We start from the raw sequence: 17679 nt of genomic DNA on the forward strand, positions 1-17679 counted from the left end.
TCAAATGTCCATTCTTAATTTTTAATTGTTCATTTATTTATGTCTTTTCCTCTCATTAAAGTTTGTGGAATGCGTGATGCTCAAAATATTGAGCAAATAGCTTCTCTTTGTCCTGATTTTATTGGATTTATTTTTTATCCTCGTTCGAAGCGTTATGTTCGTCAGTCAGACCTAAATGCAGAAGATTTAGATACCTTATTGCCTAAAAATTTGCCTACTTCTATCAAAAGAGTAGGCGTTTTTGTTGAATCTACCGATGCAGAGGTAGAGCGTATTGCTTGCCAGTGGAAACTAGATTATGTCCAGCTTCATAGTAAGGAATCGCCAGCATTTTGTAAAAAATTGAAGGATAAAGGACTTAAAGTGATAAAAGTATTTTCAGTAGGAAAAGAAGGAATTTCATTGCCTTTGATGAGAGAATATGAAGGTGTGGTAGATTATTTTTTATTTGATACACAAACATCAGATTATGGAGGAAGTGGAAATAAATTTGACTGGAATGTATTGAAAACATACGATTTAAAAACACCTTTTATGCTTAGTGGAGGAATTTCACTAGACGATGTAGAACAATTGAGAGGACATATTCATCATCATTGTATAGGTTTTGATATAAATAGTAAGTTTGAGACTGCTCCTGCTCAAAAGAATGCGAATTTAATACAAGAGTTTATAACCTTAATGAGAAAAGCATAAGGTCATAACAATACTATTTGACTTCGTACAAACGAATCGTAGTGCTATCTTGTAATTGTTTTTGCCACAAATCGTAAGAGGCTGAAAAATTTAAGCCCAAATATTGACTGTGTTCTACATATAAAAACGGGTCGGAAAGGGTTGGTTCTTTCCATTCTTTTATGAGTTTGTATTTTTCCTTATACTGATTTCTGACAGAATATTTTACTTTTTTATCATTCATAATTTTCTCTGCTTCCAAACAATCATCTGCAAGTACACAGTAATCATCAGTTAAGATATAAAGAGTAGAATCTAAGCTACTATTTTCCTTGTCAAAATCTTGTGGAAGTTTGGCATACTTTATATTTGACTTCTCTAAAAACGGAACAGGCTGTAATGTTCCTTTCAGATATACTTTTGAAATAGTATTCTCCATTAAATAATTACTGACCTCATTATATGAAGTAGCAGAATAAGCATAAATATGTGTCATTACGAGCCAGCAGTTGTAGAAAATGCCCAAGAAAAGTAACCATTTTCCTAATTTATTGAGAAGGTCGCCAAATAGAAATGCCCAAGCTGAAAAAGAGTAAGACAATATCAAAACTATAATCCAAATACGAGGAGCTTTTTCTAAAAATAGCGTAGGAAGTGCAATAGAAACGAGCAATACACTCCAAAAAATAACTTTTTGATTAACTAACTCATTCCAATCAAATGAAAGGTTTTTCTTACTTTCTTTGCGTTTTAGAAAGGTTTTGATGATAGAAAATATAGTCATTCCCACCCCTATCCATACAAAAGGATTTTCGAAGTAGAAAATGTACTTGAAATAATAGAACAAATCAAATTCTATCCACGCCTCTCCTGTAGCTTCTCGTTGGTGAGCCTCAAAAATCAAGTAGTACAAATTGCCTAAATAAGCTGTCCATTTTCCTATCAAAATCCAGCCTACAACCGTCCAAAGACCTACAAAAAGAGCATTTATAAATCCGAAAATGGCTAGTTTTTTTATTGTTTCAAGAATCGAATATTGATACAAAAGGTAGCCAAAAATAAAAGGCAAAATCAAGACTGATTTATAATTGAAACCAAATGCGATGGCAAAATAAACACTTATATAAATGAAGTTTTTTACCTTTTGAGAATCATCGAAAACAAATTTTTTAAACTCATTGAGAGCTAAAAAAATAAAAAGCAGACTTCCATTATCTATCGTCAAGCAGCGACCAGAATACACTAAAAGAGGCGAACTACCTACAAAAATAGCTAGAAAAAAAGCTGCCGTAGATGAAAACTTCCAATCCTTTTTCAGAACTGAACACAAAAATAAAATAGCAATTATCTGTAAACTGGCTTCTGCATAGACAGTAAAAGTGTAAGGATTATTAGTGTTTTGAAATGCAAAGTAAAAAAAAGCATCAAAAAGATGTAAAAAAGGAGCTGCGTGATGAAAAAGCATAGAAAAATCTCCTTCGACAATATTTTGAGCTGCTAAAAAATTGGTTATGGCGTCGTAGTCGTGAAGCCCTAATTCGGCAAGACGGAAAAAGCGAAGCGTAAATAAAAACACAAATGCAAATAGAAGCCAAATATAATTTTTGATGTTCATTGAAAAGGCTACATAGTTTGGAATAAACTTGAATTGGAAGACAAAGGTAATGAAAAAAGCATATCCTATTTAAAGAATATGCTTTCATAGAAGTTGAATATCTAGCTTTGAATATTTTACTTACCTGTAAGGGCTGAAAATACTTCGTTTAAGTTTTCGCTTCTCAGTTTTTCTAAGTTATCGTTTGGCATATCAGCACGGAAAAGGTCGCCAATTTTGTTACCTACCAAAGAATTGAGGTCTGTACCAGCATATTGTTTGGCTACTTCTTCTGCTTTTTGGCGAGTGATAGTAGCTTCACGTGTATATTTTTCCATCATTTTTGCTTCTTCTGGATTCATAGAAGCCTTTTGAGGAACAACTTTAATACTCACTTCATTGAGGTCAGTGTGAATAAAAGAACGCATTACCATAGTTACTAAACTTGCTTTTACAATATCTTGTGTCTGAGCTTCATCAGCACTAGCAGGAACAGCAGGAGAAATACGAATTTTTGCATCCGACATTTTCTCATACGTATTATTATCTGCACTATAATCTCCCAAATCTACCACCATTTCATCAAGAGAAGCAAATTTTGTAGGTGCTGCTTGGTCTGTGTCTAATGTTTCTGTGTTTGTTTCATCAGTAGTATTTTCTTGAGTAGTTTCTTCTGTTTTAGTATCAGTACTTGCACAAGAAGAGAACATTCCTACTGAAAAAAGTAATGAAAAAACAAGAAAGTACGAATAGAGCGAATTAATTTTCATAAATAGGGAATTTCGTTTGAGGGTAAGATTAATTTTAGTAAAGAGTGTCGTTTTTATGGTGTATAGTAAATTTATTACTTACGTCTATTTTACCTAAAAATTGAATATTAACCGAAAATTACAAAAAAAATAATAACTTTTGTTAAAGGTAGAAAATATATTTAGACATAATTTTTTATGGAAAGGGATTTTAGATGCTTTTAAAAAGCATATCCTAGGTTTATGCCAAGACGAGGAAAAGGACCTGCAATGGGAATGGGTATATCTTGGTTTACTACATCTTCGTTTTGATAGACTACTTTGATATTATTTATATTGTAATAAAAACCTCCTAAACCAGCAAAAACATCTATTGAGAAATGCTCTTTTATCAAAAAGTTATAGCCTGTCATTATGCCTAATCCATAATTATTAAAGGTAGTATTTGCTGAACCAGTAGTGCTTTCCGAACCTCCATTTACAGAAATATTTGCACTCATACGAGCGTAGTTACCAAATGCTCCAGCATAAAAACCTTTTAGGCTTTGTTCTCCAAAATAATAGCGATATTCTGGCATAAAACCCCAACTTGTAAGTTCTAATTCTCCACTTACTTCTCTACCATCACCTGTTTTATATTTCAAATCGTCAAAGCCTAGCCTAGAGCGACTGATAAGCAAACTCAAAGAAGAGTGTTGAGAAACTGCAAATTCAGCTCCTAATGTATAGCGTCCTAAAATTGGATTTAAAGGATTTACCTTGATAATTGCTTGCTGTGCAAAGCCTGTTTGGGAAATAAATAAACCAAATAATAAGACAAAAAATATTTTTTTCATTCTGATTTCTTGATTAGATGTTTTGAGGTGTCTCTTAACTAAAGAGTTTTTACCCTATTATGATATTTGTTTTGATAAGTTTGATAGCTATGGCTAAAAGAATGATGCCAAAAACTTTACGTAAAACAGCCTTTCCCGTAGCTCCAAGTTTTTTATCAATCCATTTTGAAGCTCTCAAGACAGCATAAATCACAACCAAATTAATAAAAATACTAATCAAGACACTTGCCTGTGAATATTCTGCACGTAGTGAAATAAGTGTTGTCATTGTTCCTGCCCCTGCAATAAGTGGAAATGCCAATGGCACGACGGTAGAGTTGCTTACCTCTGGGTCAGATTTAAAAAAATCTACTCCCAAAACCATTTCTAAGCCGATGAGAAACATAATTAGTCCCCCCGCAATGGCAAAAGATGCGACATCTAAGCCAAAAAGTTGTAAAATTTCTTGTCCTACAAATAAAAAAGCGACCATCAGAATGCCAGATACAACAGTTGCTTGTAGGGCTTTTAGTTCGCCGTCGTTTTTTTGTCGTAGGTCAATAATAATAGGAATTGAACCTAAAATATCGATAACAGAAAACAAAATAAGTGAGACAGATGCTATGTCTTTGAGATTAAATTCCATTGTTTCTAATTGAGAATTGATAAGTAAATAAAAATGAACAATTATTTGTGTTAGGTAAACCAATTTAAGATTCTAAACTCCTAAATCTATATTTTTTTATAAAAGGTCTTCGCCATATTCTTGTTCTTTATTTTCGGTCAGTAAAAGTTCGGATACTCCTCCAGAAGCAATGAATTTCATAAGGTCGGCTGAGTTTTCATAATCAATAGGTTTTATGTTTTTTGAAGGAACTAAATACAGATTACCAGAAATATTGTAGGAGTGAGGAAAATAAACACCAATCAAATCGTGAATTCCCAAGAGCGACAAATCTTCTGCTGTAATAAAACCTAACCTATAAACTTCATTTTCAGAATTGAGCTTTACTAATACTGATTTACTAAACTTTTTTTCCTCCCCTACAAAAGCTGCCATCAAATCTTTAATGGAAGTATAAATCAGACTGACCATAGGCAGGCGTAAAAGTAGCCTTTCAAACCATTCGAAAAAAGAGCGAGCTACAAAAAGTGAGGTCAAATACCCTATAAAAGTAAGAGATACCAAAATGACAATAATTCCTACTCCCCAAGTTCGAAATTTAAGAAGAGAATCTAACCATTCTAAAAAGGAAATAACAATATAGATAGTACCAGCTAAAGGAACTGTAATCAATAGTCCACGAAAAAAATAGGTAACAATAGTTGAAAAAGTAACTTTCATAGTTTTGGGTTCATTTTGTTTGTCGTACCAACTCTAAAAGAGACTACAAAGTTCGTTATTTTCTACCTTAAAAAACAATGTAAATTTTGATGTAGAATTTAAAGCGAGAAGTTTGTACTTTTACATTCATAGTTTTACATTTTTTTAAACACAGAGTTACAGAACAACACAGCGTGTTTGATTTTTTATATTCTGAACTCTAAAATCTAAATTGGTTTATGCTTACAGCCATTTCTCCCATAGACGGACGTTATCAGCGTCATACAAAACCATTACAACATTATTTTTCAGAGTATGCGCTCATTCAAGCTCGTGTACGAGTGGAAATTGAATATTTTATTGCGCTTTGTGCTGTTTCTAAAACTGATTTGCCACAACTTCCAGAGCTTTCAGAAACTCAAGTTATTTATCTTAGAAAAATTTATAATGATTTTTCATTAGAAGAAGCTAAAAAAATTAAGGAAACAGAAAATATTACGAATCACGATGTAAAAGCAGTAGAGTATTTTGTAAAGGAAGCCTTAGAGAAATTAGATTTAGGGATTTATAATGAGTTTGTTCACTTTGGACTAACCTCACAAGATATAAACAATACGGCAAATCCAATTCTGTTAAAAGAAGCAGAGGAAAAAGTGATTTTTGATGAAATAAATCAAATCATAGAAAAGCTACACGCTATTTCAGAAGAATGGAAAGATATTCCTTTACTTGCTCACACACACGGACAGCCTGCTTCACCCACTCATCTGGGAAAAGAAATAAGAGTTTTTGAATATCGTCTCAAAAAACAGTTCGAACATCTACAAAGTATTCCAAATACAGGAAAATTTGGGGGAGCAACAGGAAATTTTAATGCACACAAAATAGCCTATCCAAAAACAGATTGGAAAAAATTTGGCAAAGATTTTTTAGCCAAACATTTGGGGCTGGAAAGACAAGAACTAACAACACAAATTGATAATTATGATTTTTTAGCAGCCAAACTAGATGCTTATAAGCGTATCAATACAATTTTGATAGATTTTAGTAGAGATATTTGGACGTATATTTCTATGGGATATTTCAAGCAAAAAATAAATCCGAATGAAGTGGGTTCGTCGGCAATGCCACACAAAGTAAATCCAATAGATTTTGAAAATGCAGAAGGAAATTTAGGTATTTCGACGGCTCTTTTCGAACATCTAGCTACAAAGCTTCCTATTTCTAGGCTACAACGTGATTTGACAGATTCTACTGTACTTAGAAATTTGGGCGTTCCCTTTGGACATTTGCTCATTGCTTTTAAGTCGCTTCAAAAAGGAATTGGGAAACTAGAAGTAAATGAAACCAAAATCGCAGCTGATTTGGAAAATAACTGGGCTGTGGTGGCAGAAGCTATTCAGACTATTTTGAGAAGAGAAAAATATCCGAAGCCGTATGAAGCGTTGAAAGCCTTGACAAGAACAGGAAAAACAATGAATCAGGAAACCATACAAGAGTTTATAAAGTCGTTAGAGGTTTCTGATGAAGTAAAAAATGAACTTTTAGACATTACGCCTTTTAATTTTACAGGATATAAATAATTTTTTGTAAGAACTTAAACGAATCAAAACAACTATGTCGTTTTAATTTAAAGATGACATAGTTGTTAAAAAGCAAAAATAATTGGCAATTACTCTCAATTTTTCGTAATTTTTATAGACAAAATGCTTTTATTTTACGATATTTATAAAATTGTAAACACAATGATTATTAGTGAGTTATGAGGTAAATAAACAGGAAAAGTGAACGGAAAAAGTAATAGAATATAAGCTAAAACTTATCAGCAACTATAACCCCAACTTTTATAAAACAATACTACAGAACAGCGACTGAGCAGCAATGAAAAATCATTATACTACTTTAGGAATCCCAGAACTTGCTTCTCAAGAAGAGGCTAAAGTAGCTTTCAAACGTTTGGCAGTAGAGTTCCACCCAGACAAAAACCCCAATAATCCGTTTGCAGAGGAAATTTTCAAACAGATAAATGAGGCATATCAAGTGTTGTCAAATCCTGTTATGAAGGAAAGATATGATATTACGCTTCGTTTTGCCTATTCTTACAAATACTATGTAACTCACCGACCAGAAGAAGCTACTCAAAATTTTGAGCGTTATCATACAGTAAGACAACAAGACCCAAAAAATACGAATCTCTACTCTACTCTAATTTCTATTGCTTTTGTAGCATATATGTTTATGCTCGTTAGTTCTATATATGGTTTTTTGAGTAGTTTTTATTATTACAGTGCCTTACAGAGTATAGAAATTGAAGAGTATAGCAATGCCATTGATGAACTAAGTTTTGCCATTGCTTATGATAATTCTTTTTCAGAAGCCTATTATTTGAGAGCAAAATTGTATAGTGAGCAGTTTGGCTCGCCCAACGGAGCTTTGAAAGACTATACGAAAGCGATTGAAAGCGCACTTATTCAACAGAGTAATATGTATTTGGAAAGAGGTGTAACCTATGGACAAGTAAATGAAAAGCAGGGAGCAATCACAGACTTTTCAACAGCACTAAATTTGAGTAAATATGAGCAAAGAACAGCGCAAGAAATAGCAAATGAATACTACAACAGACTCAAAGAATACGAGCTTGCCATTGAAATATATACCACACTCATAGAGCAAGATTCAATGAAAGCTGACTACTACGAGCAGCGTGCTTTTGCTTATTCGAATCTTCAAAACAATAGATTAGCTCAAAGAGACTTCGAAACAGTTATTCAAAAGAGTAGTAATCCTAAGCAAAAAAGAGAAGAAATTGTAGAAAAACTAGAAAAGGATGTTAAAAACTATGTTTTGAGTTTAAAAAATAATTTCATTCTTCTCAATGAATATCCAACAGAATCTGCATATCATTTCACTCGTTCGAATTTGCTTTTTAAACTTGGTCATCAAGAGGAAGGAATGCAAAACCTTAACTTAGCGATTCTTTATAATGATGGAAACAAAGATTTTTATGTGAGGCGAGCAGAGCTATTTTTAGATTTACAACAACCTACAGAAGCCTGCCAAGACTGGACAAGAGCTAGAGAGTTAGGTAATACAATAAAAAATACAACACTAGACTTTTTCTGTTTCGATAATGAGTAAGAAATATCAAAAGCAAAAAAAAGAAATTCTTTGCAGCGTTTTGATTGAAATAGGTGTCTTGTTATAAAATTATTTATGCGTAATTTTGCGTTTTAATAAAAATCACTAGAATCATATAAAATTATGAATATCAAGAAAAATAACCCTATTTATCTATTACTTGTATTTACTATTGCTTCAATGCTTGTATTTTCTTCGTGTGGAGGAGATGATGCAGAACAAGAACCAAAGCCAGATTTTGCCTCCTTGATACTTGGAGAATATGAGGGAAAACTATCTGTAGGTGAAGAAATCGATAGTAAAGCATCACTTAGAAAAGGAAATGCTGCTGACGAAATAATTTTTACAGAAGTCATAGAACGAGAAAATCAACCAGACAGTACAGTATCTTTTAAAATAGAGCTAATAGATATAAATTCTTACCAAGCAGTAGCTTTACGTATTCCTCAACAAATTATAGGAAATGGTGTAAAGATTGTAGGTTCTGCCATAGATGAAGACGACCCAAGAGGATATCAAGGCTATTTTTTCTATCAAGATGAAAACAAAAACATCTTAAACGGACTTGCTTTTGTCATCACAGGAAACAACGGATATTATTATTACGATTATACAAAAGTAGAAGAGTAATATTTTTTTAGCAAAAGACATATCAGAAGACAATCTATAAATTTAGGTTGTCTTTTTTTTGTTTTAAACCATTTGGAAAGCAAATTGAAAAATTTAAAAAAACACAAAGAAACGATAGAGTTAAGGTTTTATCAGAAAAAACTCTAAACTTTACTGGTAAAGATTCGTTCTGAATACAAATTTTATGTAACAGATTTAACTAAACCTATAATGAGTTTCATTACAAAATTCATTTCTAACATCATAAATACACAAAAAATGAACTGGAACAAATTAGAAACACCAGAAAAACTGCAAGAAATTATAAAAAACTCTGACGCTACTCCTGTACTGATTTTCAAACACAGCACACGCTGCTCCATCAGTTCAATGGCTCTTTCTCGTTTCGAACGCCAATGGAATCAAGAGAAGGTAGGAAAAGTAGAACCTTATTATTTAGATTTGATTCAGTATCGAAATGTTTCAAATCTGATTGCACAAGAATTAGATATTCAGCACGAATCGCCACAGGTTTTACTTATAGAAAATGGAAAATGCACGTATCATGCATCTCACTCAGCCATTTACTTTGATGACTTGGTAGGTCAAGTAAATGCTTAAAAAACATAAAGGGAAAGATAATACATTTTTATAGACTCAAACTATTTTTACTTTATAAACAACTCTTTACTACTCATGAAAATTGGAATCGTCTGTTATCCTACCTATGGAGGAAGTGGCGTAGTAGCCACAGAATTGGGAAAAGCTCTTGCAGAGGCAGGACATCAAGTTCATTTTATCACTTATGACCAACCTTCACGTCTTGCTCTTTTAAGTACGAATATTTTTTATCATAAAGTTGATATTCGTACCTATCCACTTTTCAAATATCCTCCTTATGAGCTTGCTCTAGCTAGTAAGATGGTCAATGTAGTAAAGTGTGAAAAACTTGACCTTTTGCACGTTCATTATGCCATTCCTCACGCTTCGGCTGCATTTATGGCAAAGCAGATTCTCAAAACAGAAGGCATACAAATTCCAGTAGTTACGACCTTACACGGAACGGATATTACTTTAGTTGGAAAAGACCCAAGTTATGCGCCAGTTGTAACGTTTAGTATTAATGAATCAGACGGAGTTACAGCTGTTTCAGATAGTCTTCGCCAACAAACCTATGATACATTTAAGGTTACAAAGGAAATTGATGTTATTCCAAATTTCATTGATTTGGAACGCTTCAAAAAACAGCAAAAAGACCATTTTAAAAAGGCAATTTGTCCGAATGGAGAAAAGTTAATTGTTCATACGTCCAATTTTAGAAAAGTAAAGCGTATAGATGATGTAATCAAGGTTTTTGCTAAAATCAGAAAGCAAATAGATGCAAAACTTTTGCTTGTAGGAGAAGGACCCGAACGCCGACCGATGGAAGACTTAGTAAAAGAGTTAGACCTTTCTGCTGATGTTCGCTTTTTGGGAGAAATTGATGTAATTGAGGAAGTATTATCAGTAGCAGACTTATTTATTATGCCTTCTGAAACAGAGAGTTTTGGATTAGCTGCCCTAGAAGCTATGGCGTGCCAAGTGCCAGTAATTTCTAGTAACGCTGGTGGACTTATAGAACTTAACTCACAAGGAGTAAGTGGTTTTATGAGTAATGTAGGAGATGTAAAAGATATGGCAAAAAATGCTTTGATTATCTTAGATGATAAAAACTTACCCACCTTTAAAGAAAATGCTCTAAAACGAGCTAAAGAATTCGAACTTTCTAATATTTTACCTTTGTATGAAGAAGTTTATAAAAAGGCTGTAGAGAAGGTGAAGGGAGTAGCTGTTTAAATTAAGTGAGGTCAGTCTCGTTAGAGCAGACCAAAAATTATAAAATGATAAGACCTAAAAAAAGCAGATTTGAAAGGGTAACTTAAATCTGCTTTTTTTGATAGTTTTTCCCTTAAAACTTAGAAACTAAGGCAATCAAACGGCTGTGAAATTGAAAATCATTCGTTCCACTTATGAACTCATCTCTTAAACGTGCGATTTCATTTCCTCCGATTCCCATTCTAGTTAACTCATTAAAAAATTCTCCTACCTCATTTCTCTCAATTAATTCTACAAGTCTATTATTTTTTATTGTTTTGGTATCTATGATTCCCTCTAAAAGCGTTATTATTTCTACATCGTCGCCACTAATGGCGCATTCTCTCGTGGTTTTTCCTTTTTCTTGAAAACGTTTGAGTGTAGCATAATCGTGTAAGTAAGGCTTTGAAGCGTCTTTACATTCCCCACAAACACAAGGTATTTTTTGAAAGACCTCTAACTCTTCAAATTTACTATGAATATGGTCTATGTCTTGACGAATAATAGCTAAGAGTTTATCAGCTTGTTTACCCCAAACTTCTATTTTTATTGTTTTGGGATTTTCTACTTCATTCAAAATTACTTTTGCAAACGTTCCTTTGTCTAAAACAAGCACAACGCCATTTTTCCAAAAATACTCTTCAAAAATGTTTTCATGCAGACGACAAATAAAACGGCTCAAAATTCCCTTTGGCATAAAAGGGTAATTATATTCAAAACGCAAATATTTGGTTTTTTTGCTTTCAAAAGTAGGTTTTATTTTTGCAACGTCCGTTGGCTCTTCTACTGGCAAACCTTCTGGAATAACATATATATCGCTATCTTGAAACTGAAAAATGAGTTCAAATTTTTCCAATAGCTTTATTAAAAACTCGTGCTTTTCATCAAAACGCTCATCTTCCCATATTTTATCCAGTTCTGAAAAATCAAAACGTCCGTTTTTTACTTTTTTTGTATCTAAAAGCAAATACGCTGCATCAGTTACCCACTCTGAATTCAAAACAACTGTTTTGTTGAGCCTTGCCTCTTCTGCGAAATGAAGAATAGAACCAATCGTATGAAGCTGGTCGCTCAAGAAATACGCATCCTCTTTTGAAACGGTATGCTTTTCACAGACTTTCAAATACTCTTTGTAGCTTATATAATCAGTGATTTTGCTGCTTTCTAAAAGCTCATCACGCACAGCTACCCTGTATTTATTCCAAATTTCTTTGGTATGTGGAAGTTCTATGAGCTGGTTTTGTACCTCTGCTCTAAGTTCATTGATTCCTGTTCCATCTTTACAAGAAGTTTTGTAAAAACCAACAATATTATCAAACTGCCCTTTCCATTGTTTTCGATTGATTTCTTCTATTCCTTCATCTATTTTATTTTGAACAATGAAAATGGGTGCATTTTTAGAAAGGAGCGATACAATACGCAACCAATAACTAAAGTCTGATTTCTCTTCTCCTTTACGTTTTTCCCATACAAAAACATATATAGAATTTTTGGTAAGAAAAAACTGATGTGTGCCATAGTTTATCTCTTGCCCTGCAAAATCCCAAATATGTGCTATAAAATCTATTTTTTGTTCATCTCGCTCACAATCTACTAACTGCCAAGGTTTTATACGAATGCCTTTCGTTGATTCTCTCCCTTTTATAAATCTATATTCTACTTCACTTAGTGCTTCTGAAAGCTCTGTTTTTCCTACTTCTCCCACTCCTACAAAAATTAGTTTGGCTTCATTGAGTTCTTTTCGGTCTTCTTCTTTTTCTATGGATTGAAGATAGTTTTTTACTTTTTTAAGGCAATTATTGGAATAACCTTCGTATAGCTCACTCGGTATATTTTGAATTGGGTTTTCAGATAAATACAATTTCTCTAGTCTAGGTAGTTTACTGAGGAAGTTTAATGGAACACTTGATAATTGATTATCCTTTAAATCAAGATACCGTAAATCTTTCAATCCTTTCAGTGTAGTAATATCTGAAATTAGGTTTTTGCCTAAGTGAAGTTCATGCAATCTTTGCAATTCCTTCAAAGTTAAAATATTTGAGATTTGGTTAGCCTTTAAACCAAGGTTATGTAATTTTTTCAATTCTTCCAGAGCTGTGATATCTGAAATATTATTATTATTTAATTTAAGGCTATGTAAATTTTTTATTTCCTTTAAAATTGTAATATCTGAAATTTTATTACTTTCTAAGTTAAGGCTATGTAAACCTTTTAATTCTTTTAAAGCCGTAATATCTATAATTAGGTTGTTATTCAGCCTAAGATATCCTAGATTTTTCAGTTCTTTTAAAAATGTAATATCTGAGATTAGATTATTGCTCAAATCAAAAATTTCTAAATGAGTTGCATCTTTTATTTTTTTTAGTTCATTCTCAGCTCCTGTAAGTCCACAATTAGATAAATCTAATATATAATTTTTAGATTTTAAATTCTCTTCAATACGTCTTTCAACTTTTTCTATATCTGTCATTTTATTTTTTTATCATTTAAACAAAACTGAATATAGTTATTTTTCTAAAAAAAATATCCTCAACGACGCTTTCAAACTCATTGACGGTTAGAAAAAAATAAACCGTCGTTGAGACTCAAAATACAGCCGTCAACGAGGATTTAATTAACAAAAAAACGAACGGCTCACACAAAGGCAAACCATTCATTTTTTAATTTTTAATCAATAATTTTCATTACGAAATAACATCCAATTCTTTCCCTACTTTCGTAAAAGCTGCAATGGCTTTGTCTAAGTGTTCACGCTCATGAAGGGCTGAAAGCTGCACACGAATACGAGCTTTTCCTTTCGGAACAACAGGATAGTAGAAACCAATTACATAAATTCCTTCTTCTAAAAGACGGTCAGCAAATTTTTGAGAAAGTGGCGCATCATAAAGCATCACAGGAACGATAGGGTGTTCTCCTTTTACAATATCAAATCCTGCTTTTGTCATCTGCTCTCTAAAATATTTCGTGTTTTCTTCTAGCTTATCTCTAAGCTCCGTAGATTCCATCAAAACATTCAACACCTCAATAGAAGCTCCCACAATCGGTGGCGCAACCGTATTGGAAAATAAATACGGACGAGAACGCTGACGAAGCATTTCTACAATTTCTTTTTTTGCTGCTGTAAAACCTCCCGAAGCACCTCCAAGAGCCTTTCCATACGTTCCTGTAATGATGTCAATTCTGCCCATTACATTTCTATATTCGTGCGTTCCTCGTCCTGTTTTACCCATAAAACCAGATGAATGACACTCATCTACCATTACTAAAGCCTTATATTTGTCTGCCAAATCACAGATTTTGTCTAGTTGAGCGATTGTTCCGTCCATAGAAAACACGCCGTCAGTAACAATCATTTTTTGTTTTGCTCCTGCTGCATCGGCATCTTGAAGCTGTTTTTCAAGGTCTGCCATATTGTTGTGTTCATAACGAAAACGCTTTGCCTTACACAAACGAACGCCATCAATGATAGAAGCGTGGTTTAGAGCATCTGAAATAATGGCATCGTCTGCTCCTAAGAGTGGTTCAAAAACTCCTCCGTTAGCGTCAAAGGCTGCTGCGTATAAAATACAGTCTTCCATTCCTAAAAATTCGGCTGTTTTGCGTTCAAGTTCTTTGTGTAAATCTTGTGTTCCACAGATAAAACGAACCGAAGAAAGACCAAAACCGTGCGTGTCGATAGCTTTTTTAGCTGCTGCCAATACACGAGGATTAGAGGAAAGTCCTAAATAGTTGTTTGCACAAAAATTAATTACCTCGCCAGTGCTTTGTGTTTTGATGGCTGCTGATTGAGGGGTAGTGATGATGCGTTCTTTTTTATAAAGTCCTGCATCTTTTATTTCTTGGAGTTCTTTTTCAAGAATAGGTTGTAGTGTGTCGTACATTTAGTTTTTTGGTTAGTTTGAATTTACATGACTAATAACTATCTTCTATTCAAATGTAGTAATTGTAACTTGAAAACGAAAAATAATTTTACTCTGTTGGCAATAGTTAGAATATCAAACTAAAGACAAGGGCAACAGTTTTTTGTAATGATTAAAAAAATAATATTTATTGACTATAAAATGAAAAAAGGTAACTTTAAAATGTTGTTAATTACACTATCTTGTTTCTTCTTTACTCAAAGTGCTAGTAGTCAGTCTAAAATTTATTTCGATGAGGAGTGGAATACAACTACAAAAGAAGAAGCTCATTTTTATAGAATACTTTACAAAAAAGATGATTCTCTTTATCATGTTAAAGATTTTTACATCAACGGTATTTTACAGATGGAAGGTTTTTTTTCTGATTTGGATAAAGAAATATTTGAAGGTGAAATTGTGTGGTACACTGACGAGGGGAAAATATCAGAGAAATCAAATTATAAAAAAGGAGTATTACACGGGTTGTCTGTTGTTTATCTAGAAAATGAAAAAATAGACTATACAACAAAGTATATAGATGGAAGAGTTTATGAGGGCGTAGTATTGGGTGGTTACTATAAACAGTTTTTTGAAAAAGGAGAGCTAGTCAAATATGTAGAATTTGAAGCACCAAATGATTTTCGCAATCTCCAAACACGGGTATATGGTGTAGAAAGAGACACAATATATTGGATGAATAATCAAGGTGACAAACTCATAGGAGTAGGAATATATGATAGCAAAAATTCTAATATTATAGATGGTTTAAATATCTCCAATAGTCTTCTAATATCTGTACATACCAATTATAAAGACAGTAAAAGAGAAGGTGTTCAGAAAGTTTTTTATGAAGGCAAACTATTATCAGAACAGATTTTTTTGGATAATATAATAGTTTTAGAAAGGTCTATAAACCCACTAACTCTTGAAACTGTTGAGATTAATTTTAAAGACGGAGAACCCTATAATGGACAGCTTTTTCAGTTCAATCAAATTTATGAGTATTATAATGAATTTATTTATAAAGAAGGGATAGTGATTATAAAAAATCATTATGAGTTAGTTGATGGAAAACTAATACTGAATCTTGAAAAGTCTTATAAGAAACAGGTTGAGGATTGATTTAGAAGTTTCTTCAAAACTAAAAAACAAGTTTTCTTCATTTGCGTTTAGATTCTAATGAAAGGCAATAACGTCTTTTCTACATTATTTTTTCAACTTAAAAATTTAGATTTTATGGTAATGGATGCAGGTTACATTTTGATAATCATTGTAGGTCTGATAAGTATGGGCGTGCAATTTATGTTTAGAAATAGATTTAAAAAATATTCTCAAACTCCTTTGGCTTCTGGAATGAGTGGTGCAGAAGTAGCGCAAAGAATGCTCAACGATAATGGAATCGGAGGCGTAAAGATAATGAGTGTAGGAGGACAACTTACAGACCACTACAACCCCAGTGATAAAACGGTTAATTTGAGCGAAGCTGTTTTTCATGGGCGTAATGCTGCTGCCGTAGCTGTTGCTGCTCACGAATGTGGACACGCTATTCAAGATGCAAAAGCGTATGCGTTCTTAGGTTTTCGTTCTGCAATGGTGCCTGTTCTGAATATTACAAATCGTTTTACTCCTTTTTTATTGATGATTGGAATTGGCTTGCTGTTTTTTGCCAATATTCCGTATGTATTGGCTTTGGGTGTATTGGCTTTGGCTGTTTCTACACTTTTTAGTTTTATCACTTTGCCAGTAGAGTTTGATGCGAGTAGAAGAGCTTTAAAGTGGATAAAAGAAGAAAATATTGTCAATCCACAAGAATATTCAATGGCAAAAGGAGCTTTGTCTTGGGCTGCCATGACGTATGTAGTAGCTGCACTTTCATCACTTGCTACACTTCTTTATTATGCTTCGATGCTTTTGGGAAGAAGAGATTAGAAATAAATAAAGCAATAATACATATACTGGTTCAAGTAATGAGGCTTGAACCAGTTTTTTTATTTACCCAAAATTTTATTTACAATTTTAGTAGTAGAATATCCTTCTACGAGTTCGATGGTTTTGACTTCTCCTCCATTTTCTAATACTACATCTGCTCCTACAATATTTTCGATAGCATAATCATTTCCCTTTACTAAAACACTTGGTTTTAGTTTCATAATGAGTTCTAAAGGCGTGGGTTCGGAAAACAAGACTACAGCATCTACAAAACTTAGTGCAGCCAAAATACGCATTCTAGCATATTCGTCATTGATAGGACGTTCTACACCTTTATTTAGACTTTTGACAGAAGAGTCAGAATTTACACCCACTACGAGCTTCTTTCCTAAAGATGCAGCTTTTTCCAAATAATCTACATGTCCTAGATGTAAAATATCGAAACAGCCATTGGTAAAAACTACTTTTTGATTATTAAATCTCCATATTTCAACTTTTTTTTGAAGTTTTGAAGCGTCATTATAAATTTTTTTAGAAGAAGTCATTTCTTATTTTCTGGTAAGTTTATTTTTCTTTCACTTTGATATATCCAAATTACAAAAAAAAAGACAAGAAACAATAGTATTTTATTTCTTGTCTTGATGATAATAAATTTACTTTATTCAATATTTTATGTCTAATCTTCAGTTTTGAATATCCTTAAAAAGTGTACTTTATCATCTTCAAAGCCCTCAAATTTGACGATAACAGAATCTTCCTCAATATCTCCAATCATTCCTTGTCTAAAGCGAATACCATCTCCAAACAATGCCCAAACTCTATCGTTTTTTTGAATATCAACTGTGTCTAGTTTCATTAACTCTACAAAATCTTTACTATTTACATCGCCATCCATATAACGCAGATTGGTTTTTCCACCATCAAAGGCAATAATTTGAGCCAAATACCAACTATCTGCTCCGTGATTTACAGCAACATACTCGCCTTCGTAGAAGCCATTGAGTGTATCAATAATTGGGTCTTCTACTTCTGGTATAACTTCGTTTTCATTTGGCTTAACAACGACAGCTTTACTCAGCGTATCTTCCTCTGC

17 protein-coding genes are annotated in these 17679 nt (G+C 33.0%); 8 read left to right on the forward strand and 9 right to left on the reverse strand.

What is annotated here, in order from left to right; all coding sequences use genetic code 11:
- Window positions 1–39: 39 nt before the first annotated feature.
- Window positions 40–696, forward strand: a complete 657-nt coding sequence (locus tag QZ659_RS17600) for a phosphoribosylanthranilate isomerase (protein WP_291727858.1) — start codon at window positions 40–42, stop codon at window positions 694–696.
- 13 nt (window positions 697–709) lie between these two features.
- Here QZ659_RS17600 and QZ659_RS17605 read toward each other — a convergent pair whose 3' ends face one another.
- From QZ659_RS17605 to QZ659_RS17625, 5 genes are all read right to left on the reverse strand, one after another.
- Complete coding sequence (locus QZ659_RS17605) at window positions 710–2290, reverse strand: ArnT family glycosyltransferase (RefSeq protein ID WP_291727859.1); 1581 nt, start codon at window positions 2288–2290, stop codon at window positions 710–712.
- A gap of 116 nt (window positions 2291–2406) precedes the next feature.
- Window positions 2407–3039, reverse strand: coding sequence for a hypothetical protein (locus QZ659_RS17610; RefSeq protein WP_291727860.1), 633 nt, complete (start codon window positions 3037–3039; stop codon window positions 2407–2409).
- Window positions 3040–3239: 200 nt separating this feature from the next.
- On the reverse strand, window positions 3240–3854 hold the full coding sequence (locus QZ659_RS17615) for a DUF3575 domain-containing protein (RefSeq protein WP_291727861.1): 615 nt from the start codon (window positions 3852–3854) through the stop codon (window positions 3240–3242).
- 49 nt (window positions 3855–3903) lie between these two features.
- Complete coding sequence (locus QZ659_RS17620) at window positions 3904–4479, reverse strand: MarC family protein (protein WP_291727862.1); 576 nt, start codon at window positions 4477–4479, stop codon at window positions 3904–3906.
- A 96-nt stretch (window positions 4480–4575) separates the two neighbouring features.
- Window positions 4576–5178: a DUF502 domain-containing protein gene (locus QZ659_RS17625; RefSeq protein ID WP_291727863.1), complete on the reverse strand. Its 603-nt coding sequence runs from the start codon at window positions 5176–5178 to the stop codon at window positions 4576–4578.
- 218 nt (window positions 5179–5396) lie between these two features.
- On the opposite strand from QZ659_RS17625, the gene purB reads away from it, so the two are divergent.
- From purB to bshA, 5 genes are all read left to right on the forward strand, one after another.
- Entirely contained in the window at window positions 5397–6740 is a 1344-nt protein-coding gene (gene purB / locus QZ659_RS17630; protein WP_291727864.1) for an adenylosuccinate lyase, read from the forward strand.
- A 298-nt stretch (window positions 6741–7038) separates the two neighbouring features.
- Window positions 7039–8295 carry a J domain-containing protein gene (locus QZ659_RS17635; protein WP_291727865.1) on the forward strand — a complete coding sequence of 419 codons (1257 nt, stop codon included), beginning with the start codon at window positions 7039–7041 and terminating at the stop codon, window positions 8293–8295.
- Window positions 8296–8418: 123 nt separating this feature from the next.
- Entirely contained in the window at window positions 8419–8925 is a 507-nt protein-coding gene (locus QZ659_RS17640) for a hypothetical protein (RefSeq protein ID WP_291727866.1), read from the forward strand.
- A gap of 210 nt (window positions 8926–9135) precedes the next feature.
- A complete protein-coding gene (ytxJ, locus tag QZ659_RS17645; protein WP_291727867.1) occupies window positions 9136–9525 on the forward strand; it encodes a bacillithiol system redox-active protein YtxJ in 390 nt (129 codons plus the stop codon).
- Between the two features lie 75 nt (window positions 9526–9600).
- The gene (bshA, locus tag QZ659_RS17650; protein WP_291727868.1) at window positions 9601–10740 is read left to right on the forward strand and encodes an N-acetyl-alpha-D-glucosaminyl L-malate synthase BshA; all 1140 of its coding nucleotides are present in this window, start codon (window positions 9601–9603) and stop codon (window positions 10738–10740) included.
- 112 nt (window positions 10741–10852) lie between these two features.
- Here bshA and QZ659_RS17655 read toward each other — a convergent pair whose 3' ends face one another.
- Together QZ659_RS17655 and kbl are read right to left on the reverse strand one after the other, a co-directional pair.
- Entirely contained in the window at window positions 10853–13228 is a 2376-nt protein-coding gene (locus QZ659_RS17655; RefSeq protein WP_291727869.1) for a COR domain-containing protein, read from the reverse strand.
- A gap of 214 nt (window positions 13229–13442) precedes the next feature.
- Entirely contained in the window at window positions 13443–14639 is a 1197-nt protein-coding gene (kbl, locus tag QZ659_RS17660) for a glycine C-acetyltransferase (protein ID WP_291727870.1), read from the reverse strand.
- A gap of 180 nt (window positions 14640–14819) precedes the next feature.
- On the opposite strand from kbl, the gene QZ659_RS17665 reads away from it, so the two are divergent.
- Both QZ659_RS17665 and QZ659_RS17670 read left to right on the forward strand, forming a co-directional pair.
- Window positions 14820–15779 (forward strand): toxin-antitoxin system YwqK family antitoxin, encoded by a 960-nt coding sequence (locus tag QZ659_RS17665; protein ID WP_291727871.1) that lies wholly within the window; start codon window positions 14820–14822, stop codon window positions 15777–15779.
- A 120-nt stretch (window positions 15780–15899) separates the two neighbouring features.
- Window positions 15900–16586 (forward strand): zinc metallopeptidase, encoded by a 687-nt coding sequence (locus QZ659_RS17670; RefSeq protein ID WP_291727874.1) that lies wholly within the window; start codon window positions 15900–15902, stop codon window positions 16584–16586.
- 59 nt (window positions 16587–16645) lie between these two features.
- Here QZ659_RS17670 and rfaE2 read toward each other — a convergent pair whose 3' ends face one another.
- Window positions 16646–17131 (reverse strand): D-glycero-beta-D-manno-heptose 1-phosphate adenylyltransferase, encoded by a 486-nt coding sequence (rfaE2, locus tag QZ659_RS17675; RefSeq protein WP_291727872.1) that lies wholly within the window; start codon window positions 17129–17131, stop codon window positions 16646–16648.
- Between the two features lie 131 nt (window positions 17132–17262).
- Window positions 17263–17679: hypothetical protein (locus QZ659_RS17680; protein WP_291727873.1), on the reverse strand; the 417-nt coding region annotated here is incomplete at its 5' end.

The sequence above is a fragment of the Bernardetia sp. genome (genome assembly GCF_020630935.1).
Classification (GTDB): domain Bacteria; phylum Bacteroidota; class Bacteroidia; order Cytophagales; family Bernardetiaceae; genus Bernardetia.